The following is a 16610-nucleotide window of genomic DNA, read 5'->3' on the forward strand; positions in this document are numbered from 1 at the left end:
TCCGGTAAGCGTGCGTCGACGTATCGGCTATTTCTTCCGACAGCTCTCCTTACGTCGAACCGCAGCCTGGTCAGTCCAGCTTCTCGAGTTCCGAGCTTTTTATGACCTCTGCCCAGTGGTCCTGCTGCGCCTTGATGTAGTTGCTGAAATCCTGGCCTGAACCCAGGAAGGGATACTGGCCGTGCCCCAGCAGGGTCTTCTGCGACTTTTCGGTTTTCAGGATTTCCTGGACGGCCGTCTCGATTTTCCCGGCAATCGCGGGATCCATGCCGGCCGGGCCCACGATGCCGTTCCATGGCCCGATGAGGAAATCAGCTTGGCCAGTGGCCTCGATGACCGTCGGGACCTCCGGCAGAAAAGACACGCGTTCCTTTGTGCCCACGCCGATGGCGCGCAGCTTGCCCACCTGCACCTGCGGCAGCGCCACGGCGCCGCTGATCAGGGCCATATCGATGCCTCCGCTCAGCATGCCATTCACCAGGGCGGCGTCTCCCCCGCTATATGGCACGTGCAACAAGGGCACCCCCATTCTCTTGGCGAACCACTCCCCGGCCAGATGATTGTCCGCCCCCATGCCGGCGGAACCGAACGTCAGCGGCTGTTTGGCCGCCTTTCCGGCCGCGACAAGATCGGGGATGGACTTGACGCTCGACTGGGCATTCACCGCCATCACATACGGATACTGCGCGACGGGAGCAATGATCGTGAAGTCCTTGAAGACGTTGTAATCGATCGATTTGCGGTACATGGGTTCGATAGCCAGGGACCCGCTGCTCGCCAACAGCAGGGTGTAGCCATCCGGTTTGGCCTTTTTCACATACTGCAGGGCGATCAGGCCATTCGCGCCCGGCCGGTTCTCCACGACCACGGCCTGCCCCAGCTTGTCGCCAAGCTGCTGCGCCACATACCGGCCAATCACGTCCGTGGGGCCACCGGCGCCAAACCCGATGACGAGCGAAACGGGACGAGCGGGATAGTCAGCGGCCATGGCCTGGCCGCCGCACATGGCCACCGACATCGAGGCCAGCAGCAAGAAGTTTTTGATCTTTTTCATTTGTCTTCCTCACCCTGGGAATCGCATCAGCGGATGATGCTTTCGAGGTAGTCCTCGCTCAGGCCCACGCTCTTGTAATGGGCGCGACATTTCTCAACACGATCGAATACGTCCGTGTAACCGGTCTGCTTGCCGTTCTCGTCCACGTATATCAAGGCGCCATTGACCAGAAACCACGTCAGCATCTCGCCTTCCTCTTCCGATACCAGCGTATGGGTCTCGCCAGGTGGCTCGAAGACATAGCTTCCTTCCTTAGCCGTCCAGTCATGCTCCAGATAGCGCCACGACCCCTTCAGCACATATCCATGCACCGTCGCGGGATGGCGATGACAGCTGACGACGCCCTTACGCCGCACTCGCAGGACGCTGGTCCAGTACCCGTGCGTGATGTTGAGCAACAGCGGCTTGAACCACACGTTGTCATGAATCGGAACCCACAACCGGTCATCGCCTTCCAGCACCGGCGTCACGATCTCCTGGCGTATGCCCTTGGGTTGAAGTTCTTTCGGGAATGGCAAAACTGAGTTCATGGTTTTTCCTTCGGTTTTCCGTTTGGATGAAATTTCAGGCGGTGCGACGCTCGAGTTCGAGCATCGCCTGCACGATGTCGTCTTGGAATATCTGCTGCGCTCCACCCGCCAGATAGGGCGCGGTCAATGTCTGCGCCGCCACCTCCGACAGCCGCTCCTTCGAGATGTCCGACACGCCGAAATCCCGCAGGCAGGAGGGCAAGCCGACTGCCTTGACCACTCCCAGCAGTTCGTCGAATTCGTCGCGCTGGCGCTGGCAGGCCAGCACCTGGACCAGGGAGCCATAGGCCACCAGTTCGCCGTGCAGGAAGCATTCGGTTTCCGGCATGCACGTGAGCCCACGAAGCAAGCCATGCGCCAGCGACAGGCCGCCTCCCTCGAATGCCAGTCCCGAGTACAGGACACAGGCCTCCACCAGTCGCTCGAAGTTCTCGCCCGGCCGTTGCGCCTCGCATTCGCCAATGGCGCTTATGGCGTGGATGCGGATCAGTTCATAGCATCTGTCGGCCAGCGTTCGCGAAAGCAGCAGGCTTTGCATGCCGAAGGTATTCGGGACGGAATTCGCCACCGAGCAATCCACTTCGAATTTCTTGGACAGGGCATCCCCGATACCAGCGACAAGCAGCCGCCTGGGCGCCTCGGCCAGGATCGACGTATCCACGAGCACCAAGTCCGGATTTCGCGCCAGCACCCTGGAATGCTTGAAGACATGTTCTTCGTAGATCGCAACCAGGCGGCTCGTCGGAGCATCGTTCGAAGCCGCCGACGGCATGATCACCATGGGCAGATTCAGGTTTGCCGCTACGGCCTTGGCGGTATCCAGCGTTTTCCCCCCGCCGAAACCGATCACGCAATCCACGGCGATATTCCGGGCAGCTGCGGTCAGGTCATCGATGGCAGCATCGGAACAGTTTCCCGGGAAGATGAAGGCATGGATCGCCACGCCGGACTGGTTGAAACGAGGCATGTATTGCTCAAGTGCCGCGTCGTAGATCAATAGCGCCGAGTCCGCGCCCAGGCAGTCCCGGAGTATGCCTTTCAGTTCGTGCAACGCGGCAGGCCCCTGCACATATCGCGCAGGAAAGCCCGTCCCATATAGATTTGAGTATGTATTGGCCATGAGTAACGGAAGCAATGGTGTTCCGGGGCGCCTGCGGCCCGGCATCCACTTGGCTCTAGGTTCGCGACGAAACGCGCCTAGCCGAGCCTGGGTTTGGGGCAGTCGTTGATTTCGGCCCAGAAGTCAGTCAGGCTGGACGTGTCCTGCCCTGCCTTGCCCGCCGCCAACGCCATTCTGAAGATGTTCCTGGTCGTGTCGCACACGGGCAGAGCCACCCGACTGCTGGCGCCCGCGTTGGAAGCCAAGGAGATGTCCTTGTATCCCAGCGCCAGATCGAAGCCCGGCGACAAATCTCCTTTCAGCACTTTGTTCGGCCATTTCTCTTTCAGTTGACCGTTGCTGGCAGTCGTGCTGGTGAGCACATTGAACGTATTGTTCAGATCCAGACCCAACGATTGCGCCAACACCAAGGCTTCGGAATTGATTTGGCAATAGCAAAGGACCATCATGTTGTTGATCAGCTTGGTACGCGTGCCGTGGCCCGCCGCACCGCAGTGATAAACGGTGGTCCCCATCTTGTACAGAACGGGCTCGACCTTTTCGAGATACCGCGCGTCGATGCCCAGCATGAACAGGGATTCTCCCTTGTCCGCATGTGCGGCCAGCCGACCCACGGGAGCATCGCCGAACACGATTCCCTTTGCCGTGAACGCCTGGAACAGCGCATCGACGGTATCGACATCGACAGTACTCATGTCGATGTAGATGGCTCCGGGGGCAAGGTTTTCGAGGATGCCGCCCGAGCCGAGCGCCACCTCCTTGACTTGCCTTGGGCCAGGCAGCATCGTGAAGACGATATCGGCATTTCTGCACAGATCGGCCACGTCCGCCGACATATGCGCACCTTCGGCCTGGAGTCTTTTCGCTACCTCTTCGTTCAGGTCGAAAACCCAAACCTGCTCGCCCTTGCCGACCAGCGAACGTGCCAGCGAAAGTCCCATCCTGCCCAAGCCAATAAAACCGATCCTCATAGCCCACTCCTTTAGACGGGCAAAGTATATCGACGATCAAAAATGCCAGAGGACGACATTTTTTCTGGCAGATAGTCGTTTTAGGCATACATCCGATCACGCTCCAGCCGCCTGAAAAACAGCCGCGTTGATAGTCGAAAAACGCATGTTTGCCAGAGAAAAAGTGGACGCTCCGCACAGTCGTTGGTTGATAGACTGCGACGAACTCCCGCCCCGCGTTCAACCAGCTGGCCTGCTCGCGCAGATTGCCGGTGCCGCGGCGGGCAATTCCAAAAACCATATCGAGACGCGGAGATTGAGACATGAAGTATTCGCAATACATAGACGGCGAGTTCCGCGCAGGCACCGGCCAGGCAGAGCTGGTCCTGGTGTCGCCTGCAACGGATGAGGAACTCGGACGCTACCGCGCCGCTTCGCCAGACGACGTCGAACGGGCGATCGGCGGCGCGCACCGCGCCTACGGCACGTGGCGCAGGACCAGCCCCACGCTCAGGTCTGAACTGCTGCGCAAAGTGGCGCAGGAAATGCGCGGAGACAGCGACAACTTGTCTCGCCAGATCACCCTCGAGCTTGGCAAACCCCTGTCCGAGGCGCGAAAGGAGGTCGACACCGCCGCGGAAATGTTCGAATGGGCCGCGGAGGAAGCGCGGCGCCTGTATGGCCGCCTGATTCCGGCCAGGACGCAAGGCGTGCAGCAGCTGGTCAAACTGGAGCCATATGGCGTGGTGGCAGGGTTTGCAGGATGGAACGCGCCTGCCATCACCCCCGCTCGCAAGATCAGCGGAGCCCTCGCCGCCGGCTGCACGATCGTGCTCAAGCCCTCCGAGGAAACAGCCGGCGTCGCCTTGTTGATTGCGCAGGCCTGCGAACGCGCGGGCCTGCCGCAAGGCGCCGTGAACATGGTGTTTGGCGACCCCGCGTCCATTGCTGATCAGCTGTGCACCTCGTCGCGGGTGTCCATGATCACTTTCACTGGCGGAACCGAGGTGGGCAAGCTGCTGGGCGCAAAGGCGGCCTTGCACATGAAGAAAGCAACGCTGGAGCTGGGCGGCCACGCCCCCGTCGTGGTCTGGCACGATGCCGATATCGACGAGGTAGCCGCGGCAGGCGTCGCAGCCAAGTTCCGCAACGCTGGCCAGGTATGCACTTCGCCCACGCGCTTCCTTGTGCACAAGAACATCTTCGATGACTTCTGCGAAAGATTCGTCGCTCACACCCGCGCCTTGGCCGTAAAGGACCCTTTCGATCCCCAGTCGAGGATGGGGCCGCTGAAGAACAAGCGCCGCCTGGCCGCCATCGATGCCCTCGTGCGCAACGCGGTCGACTGCGGCGCCACGCTGATCGCCGGGGGCTGCGCAATCGAGGGGCGCGGCTATTTCTATCAACCCACCGTCCTGGCGCTGCGAGACAGGCGCGCGGAAGTCAGCCGCATGGAGCCTTTCGGTCCTGTGGCCCTGATGATGCCCGTGGAGGACGCCGACGAGGCCATTGCCGAGGCAAATGCGCTGCCCTTTGGGTTGGCCGCCTATGCGTTCACCAACGACATGAAACTGGCGCACCGGCTGGTCAACGAGATAGAGAGTGGCGTCGTCTGCATCAATGATCTGCAGGCCTCGCTGCCGGAAACGCCATTTGGCGGCTTCAAGGACAGTGGATTGGGATCTGAAGGCGGCGAGGAAGGACTGCGTGAATTCCTGCGCGTGAAGTGCGTGCGTCAAGGCGGGTTGGCCTGACGCCTGATATGTTTTTTTGGCATGTTTGTCGGCGCGATTGGAAAAACTGCGCGCACATGCCCCGACTTAAGATCCCCGCACTAAATAGAAACCATTGGGACCGTCATGAATTTCAACCTTTCGGAAGAGTACCAGGCGTTTGCAGATAGCGTCGCGCGATTCGCGCAGGACAAATTGGCTCCTGGAGCGCTGGAACGGGCCCACTCCAATCAGTACCCCTGGGAAACCGCGGCGCTGCTGGCGGAACAGGGTTTGCTGGGCATTGTTTTTCCCGAGGAGGACGGAGGCCAGGGCGGCACCTTGATGCACGCCGTGCTTGCGATCCAGCAAGTGGCGCTGGCGTGTCCGAAAAGCGCGGATATCGTGCAGGCGGGCAACTTCGGACCTATCCGCACCTTCGTCGAGTATGCCAACAAGGAACAGAAGGCCCGCTTTCTCCCTGACCTGCTGTCTGGGAAGAAACTGATTTCGCTAGGCATGACGGAGCCGGGCGCCGGCTCCGCGGTGACCGACTTGAAAACATCGGCGGTGCTCGACGGAGACCACTACGTCGTCAATGGCAGCAAGGTTTTCTCCACCCACAGTCCCGACGCGGAGCTCTTTCTTGTCTATGTGCGGTTCGGCCCTGGCGTGGAAGGCATCGGGTCCATCCTGATCGAACGAGGCGCGCCGGGTTTCGAGATAGGAAAGCCCTCAAGCTTCATGAACGGAGAGCAGTGGTCTCAGCTTTACTTCGAGCATTGCCGGGTGCCGAAGGAAAATCTGCTGTTGGGTCCGGGCGGCTTCAAGAAGCAGATTTCCGGATTCAACGTGGAACGGCTGGGCAATGCCTCGCGCGCGCTGGCCCTGGGAAGGTACGCCTTCAACATGGCCAGAGACCATGCCACATTGCGCAAGCAGTTCGGCCGCGAGCTGTGCGAGTTCCAGGGCTTGCAGTGGAAGTTTGCCGATATGTGGATGAAGCTCGAGCAAGCTCAGCTGCTGCTCTACAAGGCCGCTCTCGAAGGCGAGCAAGGGCTGCCCTCGGCGCAAAGCACCGCCATGGCGAAACTCGCCTGCAATATGGCAGGCTGGGACACATCCAATGATGCCATGCAGATCATGGGTGGAATGGGTTTCAGCCAGGAAGCATTGGTAGAGTATTGCGTTCGCCGGACCCGCGGCTGGATGATCGCGGGCGGGTCCATCGAAGTACTGAAGAACCGAATTGCCGAGGGTATTTTTGGCCGCTCGTTTTCCCAGCGCGCGCCCAGAGCCTCGCATCAATGAGAGTACGCATGTCCATCATCGAGCATTCCGAGCAGTTGATCAGCCAGGCACTTTTGCATCCGCGCAGCATCGCATTGGTGGGCGTATCGGATGATCCCGGCAAGACGGGCGGCCGCCCCCTGCAATTCCTGCGGCGCTCGCGGTTCGCAGGAAAGATCTACCCCATCAATCCGAATCGCGATCAGGTCCAGGGTGAACAGGCTTGGCCCAGTCTCAGTGCCTTGCCAGAGGTGCCGGAGCATGTCTTCATCCTGTCCTCCACCGATACGGTGCTTCCCGCCGTCAGGGAATGCGCGGAACTCGGCGTGAAGCAGGTGACCATCCTGGCGACGGGTTTCTCGGAATCCGGAGAAGAAGGCTGCCAGCGCGAACGGGAACTTCGCGACTTTGCGCAAGCCTCGGGCGTCAGGATCCTGGGGCCAAGCAGCCTGGGCGTCGTCAATCCCCACAACGGCCTGGTCCTGACCGCGAACGCCGCGTTCGCGGAACCTGACCTGCCCAAGGGAAACCTGTTCGTCGCCTCGCACAGCGGCAGCATGATCGGAGCCCTGGTTTCAAGAGGCAAGGCGCGCGGCGTGGGTTTCGCCGGCCTGGTGTCCGTCGGCAGCGAAGCGGATTTGTGCGTGGGAGAAATTTGCCAGGCGACACTCGACGATCCGACGATCGCGGGCTACGTGCTCTTTCTTGAAAGCCTGCGTCACGGAGACAAATTGAGAGCATTCGCCGCCGAGGCCGCCCGCCGGGGCAAACCCGTGATCGCCTATAAATTGGGCCGTTCGAACGCCGCGGCGGAAATGGCCGCCACGCACACTGGCGCCCTGGCGGGCGAGGACGACATTGCGGACGCGTTCCTGAAAGACCTGGGCGTGGTCCGCGTCGAGATGCTGGAAACCCTCTTCGAGGCTTTGCCGCTGGCAAAAAGAATGCCCGCGCCTGATTCCCGCGCCAAACGGGTGGGCGTGGTTGCCACGACGGGCGGCGGCGCCGCCATGGTCGTCGATCAACTGGGCATTCGGAACGTGACCGTGCAGCCGCTGTCCGAAGCCACGCAGCGCAAGTTGAAAGAGGCACAGATTCCCGGCTCCGCCGGCCGCGTGCTGGACCTGACCTTGGCAGGAACGAAGTACGAGGTCATGAAGAAGGCGCTGCAGATCATGCTGGAAGCGCCGGAATTCGACCTGGTGGTCGCGGTCGTGGGCTCATCCGCAAGGCTGCAGCCTGAACTGGCCGTCAAACCCATCCTGGAATTCACCGGCGCGGACAAGCCTCTAGCCGTGATGCTGGTACCCGACGCCCCCGAAGCTCTGGGCACGCTGACGCGTGCAGGCATCCCCTGCTTTCGCACGCCAGAGACGTGCGCTGACGCCATTTCCTCGGTGTTTGCCCGACGGAAACTCTCTACCGCCGCCGCGGCCGGATCGCCCCAATTGGCGCAAGCGCAGGCCCTGAGCGAGGCGCAAGCCTATGACGTGCTGGACCGCTTGCAGGTGCCTCATGCCGACTACGCAATCTTCCCATTGAACGGCCAGATCCCGACGCTGCCTTTCGAGTATCCAGTGGTGGCCAAGCTCTGTTCGGCGGAAATTCCCCACAAGACAGAAGTAGGCGGCGTCGTGCTCAACATTCAGGATCCCGCGCAGCTGTCCCGGGCCTTCGAAACGTTACGCACGAATCTGCGGCAGAAAGCGCCGCAGCTCGTGTGCGAGCACGTGCTGGTTCAACCTCAGTTGCAGGGAATGGCAGAGGTATTGATCGGCTACCGGGTCGACCCCGATGCAGGGCCCATCGTCATGTTGGCCGCCGGAGGCGTCTGGGCTGAGGTCCTGCGCGACAGGAGCATCCGCCTGGCGCCGGTATCGGTCGAAGGCGCACGGGAAATGATCGAAGAGATCCGAATCCTGAAAACCGTATCGGGTTTGCGCGGCAAACCAAAGGGTGACCTGGAGGCCCTGGCACACGCCATCTCCAAGCTGTCCATGCTCGCGCAACGACCCGAACTGAAGCTACGGGAGGCCGAAGTCAACCCGATGCTGGTGTTGGCCGAAGGACAAGGCGTCCTGGCCGTGGACGCCCTGGTCATGCAAAGCGCGTGACCTGCATGGATCGCTGTCAGCAATCCGGCAACAGGGGCCGGGTCGCTGCGGCTTCCGACAGAATCCAGTCCCGGAACAAAGTTATCTTCCGGGCTTCGCGACGGACCTTGGGTCGCAGCAGGTAGAAGGAAAGGCCTGTTCTTACCGGCTGCTTGAACGGATACAGCAGGCTCCCTTCTTCGATGTCCCCCATCAAGAGCGCCACCTGACCGATCGCCACGCCCAGGCCGTCCATGGCGGCCTGCCAGGTCAGCACCGAGCTGCTGAAATTCATCTGGTGGGTATCGGCAATATCAGCCAAGTGCCCGTGCGCCTTTGCCCACATCTTCCACTCCCCCTTGGGCCGATAGTGCGAAACCAGTAGCCGCGTGCGCAGGATGGCTTGGGGATACGCGGTTTCCGGAGCATGCTTTCTCAGAAACGCGCTGCTGCAAACCGGCTCGATGATGTCGTCGAACAATAGATCGGCTTCGGTGTCGGGGTTGCCGCCGCTACCCAACTGGATGCTGAAATCAATGCGGTCCCGCTCGAAATCAATGTCCTTGACCAGATTGATGATCAGGACTGAAAACTCTGGGTATTTCTTCTGGAAGCTTTCCAGTCGCGGGATCAGCCACTTCGCGGCAAACGTCGTATAGGTATGCACGCGTATCTTGTTGTCGTTGCCCTGCTCCATGATGCTATGGGTCGCATCCGCGATCTGGTCGAAGGCCGGAATGATCCGCTCTCCGAGCTCTTCCCCGATATCCGTCAGACTGATGCCCCGCTGTTCGCGCCGGAACAGCTTTACCCCCAGATACTTCTCCAGCACGTCCAGCTGCTTGCTGATCGCCGACTGGCCGACGTGAAGCTCCTTGGCGGCCTTGGTCAGACTCTTGGTGCGCGCGACGACATAGAACGCGCGCAGAGGATTCATGGGGGGAATTTTCTTTGACATGGAATGACTACTGACGATTCACATGGAATGGACGGCCCGCCCAGCTATCGTGAAAAGGTCAGAGACGCGCATGCGATCCGTACCGGCCATGGAGCGCGTTGCGCCCGGCACTTTGCGAGTGGTTCGCATTTTGTCTCCGTGAGTTTTGTTTTGCATGGCGAGCACGAATCATACACAGGGGCCCGGAGTCTTTCGTCGTCTCCCCTCTTGAGGTCCGCCCCATGACTTTCCGGCGCAGGTGCGCTGCCGCCAGCAAGCGTGCAAATGCAACATTCTTGGCTCGCTGCCTGTCCACGATCGGATGAAGCAAGCGACAAAAAGCCCGTAAGAAATGGATTCTTACGGGCTTTTTACTTTCCAGGCGTATGCCTGGAACAAATTCTTGGTGCGACGGCGAAACTCGAACCACATAGGTAAATTCTACCGGTTAGCGGCGAAACCCACTCAAAAACATACTCAAATTTCGCTGTCTGGCCGCTTCTTCGTTGCCAGAGCGACTCGCTACAGGGCCGACCTCTTCAAGACAACACCGCCCTCTAGTTGCCAACTGCCAAAGTTATTTTGTTGTTGATCCGACACGGCAGCCAGCCCTAAGCTGGTTTTAGCACGCCAGGGCTCAGCCCTCGGCGCGCCCCTCAACCAGCGCCGCAACGCTGCCAGAAAGACGACTGCCTCAACGGCAATCTGCACTTTCCGCCTCTCCCCATTCGTCCATTGAGTGCCCCTGATGTCCCTGGGCGGCTTCGTTGCGCGCACCTGAAACGAAGGATTGTGTCATGCCCAACATACCCAGCACCGTAACCTCGACCGCAGAGGGCTTCCAGCCCGCCTTCGCTCGCGTCGCGCAGAACGGCGACTTCGATTGTGCCTTCGCGTGCATTGCGAGCATCACAGGGAAGCCGCTTGCAGAGGTCCGCGAGCTCGCAGTGAACCGGTTTAAGCATCCCGCGCATGGTCCCTACTGGATCACCGAAGACCTGATTGCCGGACTTCTGGCGCACTACGGCTGGGTTGCCACGGTCTACAAAGAGGTAAGCAAGCTGGCGGATGTCCCGGATCTGGCCATCCTGATGGTGGACTACGACCCCGACAAGGAAATCGGCCGTCACCTGCTGTTCCACCGAGCGTCGGCGAGCCACTCGCCAAAGACCGTCATTGCCTACATGGTTGACCCTGCATACTGGATCGAGACGTCCGCGCATGTCCGAACCGACCTCAAGCCGCTTAGCGCGGCCTGGTACATCGGCGTGCATCCCATGGCCACGAAAAGCGCCGCCGGCAAGTAAAGCTAGGGGGTGACCAGCTCCGCCATCGTGACATCGAGTGCGGCGGCGATGCGTTCGATGTTGGCGATCGATAGATTGCGTTCGCCGCGTTCCACAGAAGACACGTAGTTCGGATGCAGGCCCGCCCTTTCAGCCACCTGCTCCTGAGTTAGCTGCTTCTCTTTGCGAATGCGGCGCATGTTCGCGGCAAACAACACCTGCGCATCACACTTTTGCATTGGGTTAGACATGCCGAAGTTTTTCTTATCCCTCCCCCTCACTCCACACACTTTGGGTTTGGTTTTGGTACATTTAGCTTCGCAACCAAACTCAAAGTGTTATTTTTCACTCTTAATCTCGATATGCAGACCAAACGACAAACTTTCAGCAGACACCGCGCACGCAATGCGGCCCTCACCCTCGCAGGAATATTTGCAGCCCTTCTCACGACAGGCTGCGGTGCGGCGGCACCAGGCAATGCGGAAGCCAAGAACTTCCTTGAAGGTCGATTCTCTGGCTGCCCTTTGTGGACCATTTCGAACGCCAGGAAGATCGACAGCGTCCAGCGGGGCGACAAGTACCAACTCGATTACGAAGCCACCCTGACGATCCGTGAAGACTTCGCCCGCAGTACTTACGCCAGCGTTCGCGGATTCGTTGACGACCCTCGCAACAAGCCTTGCATGGGTGAGATGGGCAATGTTGTCGCGGGCATGGCGGGCGCAGTGAACCCGCAAACGCGGCAAACCGTCCTGCGAGGCGCGGTGCTGCTGATCCAGTCCGAACAAGGCTGGCGGCTACTCGGACGTCCCCAAGAAGAATTCGTCATGCCGGGCCGTTAGCTGTCTGGCCAGCCCCGTACTCAATCCTAAGGAATTCGAAATGCACACCTACGCGTTGGCTCTACTTCTAGCACTATCTAGCCCGGCAGCACTTGCGGGCGCTACCGGCAAATACGTCAAGAAGGGTGGCGTACTCACGGTCAAAGAAACCACACAGGGCGTCGAGTTCGCCTTCAACACCAACGTCGGCACCCACGTTTGCAGCTTGGGAGAAGAGGAGCCGCTATTCGCCCGTCCGATTGACGGTTCACGGGCGGCGTGGTCTTCGGAAGATCCGGCCGATCAGTGTGTAGTGCTCTTGAACTTTTCCAATCGCGCCGTCCAAGTCACCACGAAGGGATGCGATAGCTACTGCGGCATGAACGCTGCCGGGTCCATGGCGGGCAAATACAGCCAGAAATAGCTGCTTCGAGCAGCTGCATTCACTGCAAGAGCCAAGGTTATGCACCTTGGCTCTTTTGCTTTCTCGGTGTCCAACATTCCTTGCCTATCAAAAGCGAAGACTCATGGAAAAACTTCAATGCTGCACTTCATCATCGACCACAGAACGCCGGGGCCTACGTATTCCGCTCGGCCAGGTCGTGGCAACCCCTGGCGCGTTGGGTCTATTGCAGCGCGCGAACCTGAATCCATTCCAGATGCTATTGCGCCACCGGTCTGGTGATTGGGGTGACGTGCATCCGGAGGATGCCTTAGCCAACGAGGCTGCGGCGATACATGGCCACCGCTTCATATCTACATATGAAGCAGCGGGGCGAGCGACTATGGATCATCACCGAAGCCGATCGGTCCTCCACGACGCTCCTGCTGCCAGGGGAGTACTGAATATGGAGTCGAACCCGAACGCCGGAGAGTCGGTCACGCGGAACGCCCCGTTGCGTGATCTTCTCGCGATGCTGCACCTGTTCCCTGCCGCTGCGGATGGCCATATCGACGTTGCAGCGGTAGACCCCCAACTGCTGCTGACGCTGGCCTCCCGTCTTGATCTCACGCTGGGCAGCTTGCTCCAAGGCATCGCGGGGATTGGCGCGTTACTCGCGAGTGTTCCGATGGAGGAAACAGGCGAGGCCGTCGAAATTAGGCGCACCATTCCAAGCGTCGGCGCGCTGCTCGCCGATCTTGGAGAAGTGCTCATCTACGCTTACGAACTTTCCCTTGCTTGTCAACCGAACTTGGCCGATTACGCGCCTTGATCAGCCGCTTCAACGTCCGGCTTCCCGCCGTCACTCACGCGCACAACCAGAGGGTTTCACTCCAATCATGAAAAAGCCCAATAGATGTGCCGGTAGCGCATCGAAACGCCCCATGTCTAAGTCCTCTCAAGACACTCCTGACTCTCCTGTCGCGTCAATGACGGCAGAGCATTACATTGATGCAGCCCGATCAGTCGCAACGAAGAAAGCATATACGGCTGATCTCGCTCACTTTTTGGCGAACGGTGGAAAGCTACCGGCGACGCCACAACAACTTTGCGCATACCTGGCCAAGCTCGCTGCAACTTTGGCCGTAGCGACCATAGAGCGAAGACTAATCGGCATCCATCGTGCCCATCAAGATCAAAACCTGACGTCACCCGCCGTCCATGTCAGCGTGCGACAGACCATGCAAGGTATTCGTAGAACCTTGGGTATCTCACAACGTCGTGTGCGGGCGATCGTTAAAGATGATTTATTGGAGATGCTTGCCCTAGTCGACCAGCAGAAGCCGATGAGAGCCGCACGCGACCGAGCACTTCTACTGATTGGGTTCGCGGGAGCGTTCCGACGTGCGGAACTTGTCGCCATTCAGTATGAAGACATCACGGTAATAGATGACGGCATCGAGATTTTGCTACGGCGTTCCAAAACAGACCAGGAAGGGGTAGGACGAACCGTCTTTATCCCTCGCGCCAAAGGGGCCAGATGCCCCGTCGCTGCCATAGATCAGTGGACCGCAGTGAGCGGCATAGACTCCGGATACGTATTCCGAAGGGTGACTCGCCACGACACCGTAGGAAGCCGTCCACTTACCAGTCAATCTGTCGCACTAATTCTCAAAGCGGCATACAGGCGTGGAGGTGGCAATGCAAGTCTTGTAGCCGGTCACAGCCTGCGAGCAGGGTACGTGACCGCAGCCGCGATGGCTGGCTTACAGCCTTTTCAGATTCAACAACAGACGGGCCATCGTTCAACGGCGACCTTGGCGCGATACATTCGGCCGGTGGAGCGGCGCAAGATACCGACTCTGCTGTAGGAGACGCCTTTTTACGATGGGTTCCTCGCGCGCTCGGAATCTGCATTGTCACCTGCATGTGCTTGCGCTCCACATTCACGACACCTCCCGTATCCGCTCCCCTAGCCGGCATTCACGACTGCTGTCGGCCATTAGCGGTAGCTCGGCTGTGCTTTACCATCCAGACTCAAACGCCGGTTTATCGTCCCAAAAAAGACGTTTCCAATGCTGGAAGCGCGCGCGAGGTCCGCTTTGGAACTCCCGCCCTGACGAAGCAGGCTCAGGTGCAAATCGTTGGCGGGTATATCACGTATAAATTTCGGTTAACCGATTCGCGTCATGAAGCTGAGTCTGATTGAGTGGCGGCGGGTGCAAGCGGACTGGGCGGCGATGGCAATAGCGTGGCCTCATATGCCGCGATCCAGGCGTCCAGCTCGGCCACGCATAGGCACTCATTGTTGCCGGCGTCCTGTTGAGCTCCTTGCTGAACAACGCCGCCGACGCGGAACAGTTCGTCGACGAACGGCCCACCCGAGTTGCCTTTTCGGATCAACTGGTTGATCTCGAACCGTTGAAGCCCAGTGCGCGGGAACCGTGCGGTCACAACGGCCTGTTCGATGTTGGCCCGGCGACCGTTGTTCCAGTTCGGGAAGCCGATTAGCTTTCCGGGGGCATGGCGGGTGATGGGTGCGTCCATGCCTGAGAAGTGCCGATGGGCGGGTGGCTCCTCGTCGAACTCCAAAATCGCGAGGTCACGATGCGCATCGCGATGTACGACGCGAACCGTCCATTCCTGTCCGGTCGCCGGGTCGGTGACGGAGACCATCGGCCCGTGGACCTCCGGCGCCGTCAAGTCGGTCGTGAAAGGAACCCGGGGAGCCTGGGGATCATCGCGTCGACGGTATTCACCCTCCGTTCGAAACACATGGTCGCAGGTGATGAGGCGATTGTGACGCTTGTACGCAAATGCGGTCCCTTGGCCACCGACCGCCTCCTGAATCCCCGGGGCGGGAGGATGGTAGTCCGCGAGCCACTGGACGACGAAGACGGCACGCTCGGCGTCCTCTGCGTTGCGGACGATGGCTTCGACCGGCAGGGTGGCGCCAACGAATGGCGTGTCCCCAGCGCTTTCACGCTCGACGAGACGGTTATATTTTTCGGCGAGTCGAGTGTAGATTGCATCGTCGGCGCCCCGGACCATCCGGAGAAACAATAGCTTTCCCCACAGCACGGTCTTCAACTCAGGCGGTTTGCGGAGCCGGGTCTGCCGTTTCCACGGGCGCTTCTCCTGGGCGAGTTGAGCGCCGTTGGCTACGCGGGCCTGCCAGTTTTCTTCGGCGGCCTCGTAGCCGTGTCGGTCCCAAGCGTGCAGAGCACCTCGGATCTTGTCGATGAAGACTCGTTTCACATTTGTGAACTGGTTGATCACGATCCCCGTGACCTCCATTCGACGCTGCCGGGTCGACATGCGAGTCTTCGCCGGGTTGATTCGGAAGTTGTGCTGGCCGATGATTCCCACCAGCTCCTGGCCGAGGGTTACCACACCGCTGTCGAACGTGCAGATGTTCGCCGGCAGTGCTGCCTTGTTCGGGGTCGAAAAGCTGAAAGTAATGTCGTCGGCGTAGCGGGTGTATGTGGCCTGGTGGCGTTTTGCCAAGGCCATGAGGTCCCGGTCGAGGGACCGGCAGACTTGATTCGACAAAAAGGGCGAGGTCGGAGCCCCCTGCGGCAGTTCGTTGTTCACGGTGCACATGTGCGCGAGCATCGTAGCAACTGGGTGCGCTAGGTTGAACGGCGCCTTTCTAAGAACTCCCCGGATCCGATAAAAGGAGATCGCCGGGAAGAAGCCTTCGAGATCGAGGTTCAGCACGAAGTGCGGTCGGCGCTCAAGGTGCTTCCGGGCATTCGTGACGATGCTGCGACCTGCGGTGAACGCGTGAGCGCACGGCTTGGGGGGGCCGGCGCGCTCCACTAGATACGGGAGCAATTTCACTTGCAGGTCCTTCAGGCGACGGCGTGGTTCGCGAATGACCCGTTGCCCACCGCTGCGTTTCCCCAACAGGTAGGCCTTGTACGGCGGCGTCGGGTAGATGATGTCCTGGATCTCCTCGTACGCGAGACCGAACACAACGCTGGCAAACTGGTGGACGTCGGTGCGCGCCAGTATTTCCGCCCAATTGGCGGCCTCAGCGGCGTCTTCTGTAGTAATGAGAGGCGTCGTCATAGGAGTAGGTACCGCCCCGAGTATCTTTCTCCTGTACCTGCTGCGCGCAATCCGTATAGCGGACAGGCTGAGCGTAGCGGGGTTCCAATGCTGCAACGTCCGCGTTAACGCAGACGAGATTAAGTCCTGCCCGGGGCGGCGGTCGATTGTAAGGTCTCAGGCACCCGCCACGCAATGGTCGCCATCAACCCCGCTGATTGCCTCTGCGACAGGAAGAACTCGTGGCACTGGTCGTCCTCCATGGGCCGTATCGCGCTTCATACTGGGGGGCCTCGCTCTGGCCATTCTGTAGACCTGGCTGGAGGTTTAGCGGGATTCGAAGCTGAAGTGCTGGATCAGGCGCTTATCGACTCCACAGGAT

Annotated in this window: 15 protein-coding genes; 8 read left to right on the forward strand and 7 right to left on the reverse strand. The window is 59.9% G+C overall.

Going from position 1 to position 16610, the window contains the following annotated elements; translation table 11 throughout:
- Positions 1–70: 70 nt before the first annotated feature.
- The 4 genes from IAG39_RS25075 to IAG39_RS25090 form a co-directional block, all read right to left on the reverse strand.
- On the reverse strand, positions 71–1033 hold the full coding sequence (locus tag IAG39_RS25075; RefSeq protein ID WP_165867783.1) for a Bug family tripartite tricarboxylate transporter substrate binding protein: 963 nt from the start codon (positions 1031–1033) through the stop codon (positions 71–73).
- 47 nt (positions 1034–1080) lie between these two features.
- The gene (locus tag IAG39_RS25080) at positions 1081–1584 is read right to left on the reverse strand and encodes a 2,4'-dihydroxyacetophenone dioxygenase family protein (RefSeq protein WP_059375485.1); all 504 of its coding nucleotides are present in this window, start codon (positions 1582–1584) and stop codon (positions 1081–1083) included.
- Positions 1585–1618: 34 nt separating this feature from the next.
- Positions 1619–2635, reverse strand: coding sequence for an iron-containing alcohol dehydrogenase (locus tag IAG39_RS25085; RefSeq protein WP_165867782.1), 1017 nt, complete (start codon positions 2633–2635; stop codon positions 1619–1621).
- Positions 2636–2781: 146 nt separating this feature from the next.
- Positions 2782–3675, reverse strand: a complete 894-nt coding sequence (locus IAG39_RS25090) for an NAD(P)-dependent oxidoreductase (protein WP_059375496.1) — start codon at positions 3673–3675, stop codon at positions 2782–2784.
- 302 nt (positions 3676–3977) lie between these two features.
- Between IAG39_RS25090 and IAG39_RS25095 the strand changes: the two genes are divergently transcribed.
- The 3 genes from IAG39_RS25095 (at position 3978) to IAG39_RS25105 (ending at position 8770) form a co-directional block, all read left to right on the forward strand.
- A complete protein-coding gene (locus IAG39_RS25095) occupies positions 3978–5408 on the forward strand; it encodes an NAD-dependent succinate-semialdehyde dehydrogenase (RefSeq protein ID WP_118931759.1) in 1431 nt (476 codons plus the stop codon).
- Between the two features lie 105 nt (positions 5409–5513).
- Positions 5514–6677: an acyl-CoA dehydrogenase family protein gene (locus tag IAG39_RS25100; RefSeq protein ID WP_118931758.1), complete on the forward strand. Its 1164-nt coding sequence runs from the start codon at positions 5514–5516 to the stop codon at positions 6675–6677.
- A gap of 8 nt (positions 6678–6685) precedes the next feature.
- Positions 6686–8770, forward strand: coding sequence for an acetate--CoA ligase family protein (locus IAG39_RS25105; RefSeq protein ID WP_118931757.1), 2085 nt, complete (start codon positions 6686–6688; stop codon positions 8768–8770).
- Between the two features lie 16 nt (positions 8771–8786).
- On the opposite strand, the gene IAG39_RS25110 is transcribed toward IAG39_RS25105, so the two are convergent.
- Positions 8787–9686: a LysR family transcriptional regulator gene (locus IAG39_RS25110; RefSeq protein ID WP_223283223.1), complete on the reverse strand. Its 900-nt coding sequence runs from the start codon at positions 9684–9686 to the stop codon at positions 8787–8789.
- A 797-nt stretch (positions 9687–10483) separates the two neighbouring features.
- Between IAG39_RS25110 and IAG39_RS25115 the strand changes: the two genes are divergently transcribed.
- Complete coding sequence (locus tag IAG39_RS25115; RefSeq protein ID WP_118931756.1) at positions 10484–10993, forward strand: hypothetical protein; 510 nt, start codon at positions 10484–10486, stop codon at positions 10991–10993.
- A 2-nt stretch (positions 10994–10995) separates the two neighbouring features.
- On the opposite strand, the gene IAG39_RS25120 is transcribed toward IAG39_RS25115, so the two are convergent.
- Entirely contained in the window at positions 10996–11223 is a 228-nt protein-coding gene (locus IAG39_RS25120; protein WP_118931755.1) for a helix-turn-helix domain-containing protein, read from the reverse strand.
- A gap of 111 nt (positions 11224–11334) precedes the next feature.
- Between IAG39_RS25120 and IAG39_RS25125 the strand changes: the two genes are divergently transcribed.
- The 4 genes from IAG39_RS25125 to IAG39_RS25145 all read left to right on the forward strand — a co-directional run bounded on the left by IAG39_RS25125 (position 11335) and on the right by IAG39_RS25145 (position 14046).
- Complete coding sequence (locus IAG39_RS25125) at positions 11335–11814, forward strand: hypothetical protein (RefSeq protein WP_124260343.1); 480 nt, start codon at positions 11335–11337, stop codon at positions 11812–11814.
- A gap of 40 nt (positions 11815–11854) precedes the next feature.
- Positions 11855–12217 (forward strand): hypothetical protein, encoded by a 363-nt coding sequence (locus IAG39_RS25130; RefSeq protein WP_118931754.1) that lies wholly within the window; start codon positions 11855–11857, stop codon positions 12215–12217.
- Positions 12218–12320: 103 nt separating this feature from the next.
- Positions 12321–13007 carry a hypothetical protein gene (locus IAG39_RS31735; RefSeq protein ID WP_316253115.1) on the forward strand — a complete coding sequence of 229 codons (687 nt, stop codon included), beginning with the start codon at positions 12321–12323 and terminating at the stop codon, positions 13005–13007.
- A gap of 112 nt (positions 13008–13119) precedes the next feature.
- On the forward strand, positions 13120–14046 hold the full coding sequence (locus IAG39_RS25145; RefSeq protein WP_223283222.1) for a site-specific integrase: 927 nt from the start codon (positions 13120–13122) through the stop codon (positions 14044–14046).
- A gap of 316 nt (positions 14047–14362) precedes the next feature.
- On the opposite strand, the gene IAG39_RS25150 is transcribed toward IAG39_RS25145, so the two are convergent.
- Positions 14363–16249, reverse strand: coding sequence for a reverse transcriptase domain-containing protein (locus tag IAG39_RS25150; protein WP_118931751.1), 1887 nt, complete (start codon positions 16247–16249; stop codon positions 14363–14365).
- Positions 16250–16610: the final 361 nt, after the last annotated feature.

The sequence above is a fragment of the Achromobacter xylosoxidans genome, from assembly GCF_014490035.1.
GTDB lineage: Bacteria > Pseudomonadota > Gammaproteobacteria > Burkholderiales > Burkholderiaceae_B > Achromobacter > Achromobacter bronchisepticus_A.

Bases quoted from the DNA above. Each gene is read 5' to 3' on its own strand.
- IAG39_RS25080 (WP_059375485.1), bottom strand. From the start codon at position 1,584: ATGAACTCAGTTTTGCCATTCCCGAAAGAACTTCAACCCAAGGGCATA.
- IAG39_RS25090 (WP_059375496.1), bottom strand. From the start codon at position 3,675: ATGAGGATCGGTTTTATTGGCTTGGGCAGGATGGGACTTTCGCTGGCA.
- IAG39_RS25095 (WP_118931759.1), top strand. From the start codon at position 3,978: ATGAAGTATTCGCAATACATAGACGGCGAGTTCCGCGCAGGCACCGGC.
- IAG39_RS25100 (WP_118931758.1), top strand. From the start codon at position 5,514: ATGAATTTCAACCTTTCGGAAGAGTACCAGGCGTTTGCAGATAGCGTC.
- IAG39_RS25105 (WP_118931757.1), top strand. From the start codon at position 6,686: ATGTCCATCATCGAGCATTCCGAGCAGTTGATCAGCCAGGCACTTTTG.
- IAG39_RS25110 (WP_223283223.1), bottom strand. From the start codon at position 9,686: ATGAATCCTCTGCGCGCGTTCTATGTCGTCGCGCGCACCAAGAGTCTG.
- IAG39_RS25115 (WP_118931756.1), top strand. From the start codon at position 10,484: ATGCCCAACATACCCAGCACCGTAACCTCGACCGCAGAGGGCTTCCAG.
- IAG39_RS25120 (WP_118931755.1), bottom strand. From the start codon at position 11,223: ATGTCTAACCCAATGCAAAAGTGTGATGCGCAGGTGTTGTTTGCCGCG.
- IAG39_RS25125 (WP_124260343.1), top strand. From the start codon at position 11,335: ATGCAGACCAAACGACAAACTTTCAGCAGACACCGCGCACGCAATGCG.
- IAG39_RS25130 (WP_118931754.1), top strand. From the start codon at position 11,855: ATGCACACCTACGCGTTGGCTCTACTTCTAGCACTATCTAGCCCGGCA.
- IAG39_RS31735 (WP_316253115.1), top strand. From the start codon at position 12,321: ATGGAAAAACTTCAATGCTGCACTTCATCATCGACCACAGAACGCCGG.
- IAG39_RS25145 (WP_223283222.1), top strand. From the start codon at position 13,120: ATGTCTAAGTCCTCTCAAGACACTCCTGACTCTCCTGTCGCGTCAATG.
- IAG39_RS25150 (WP_118931751.1), bottom strand. From the start codon at position 16,249: ATGACGACGCCTCTCATTACTACAGAAGACGCCGCTGAGGCCGCCAAT.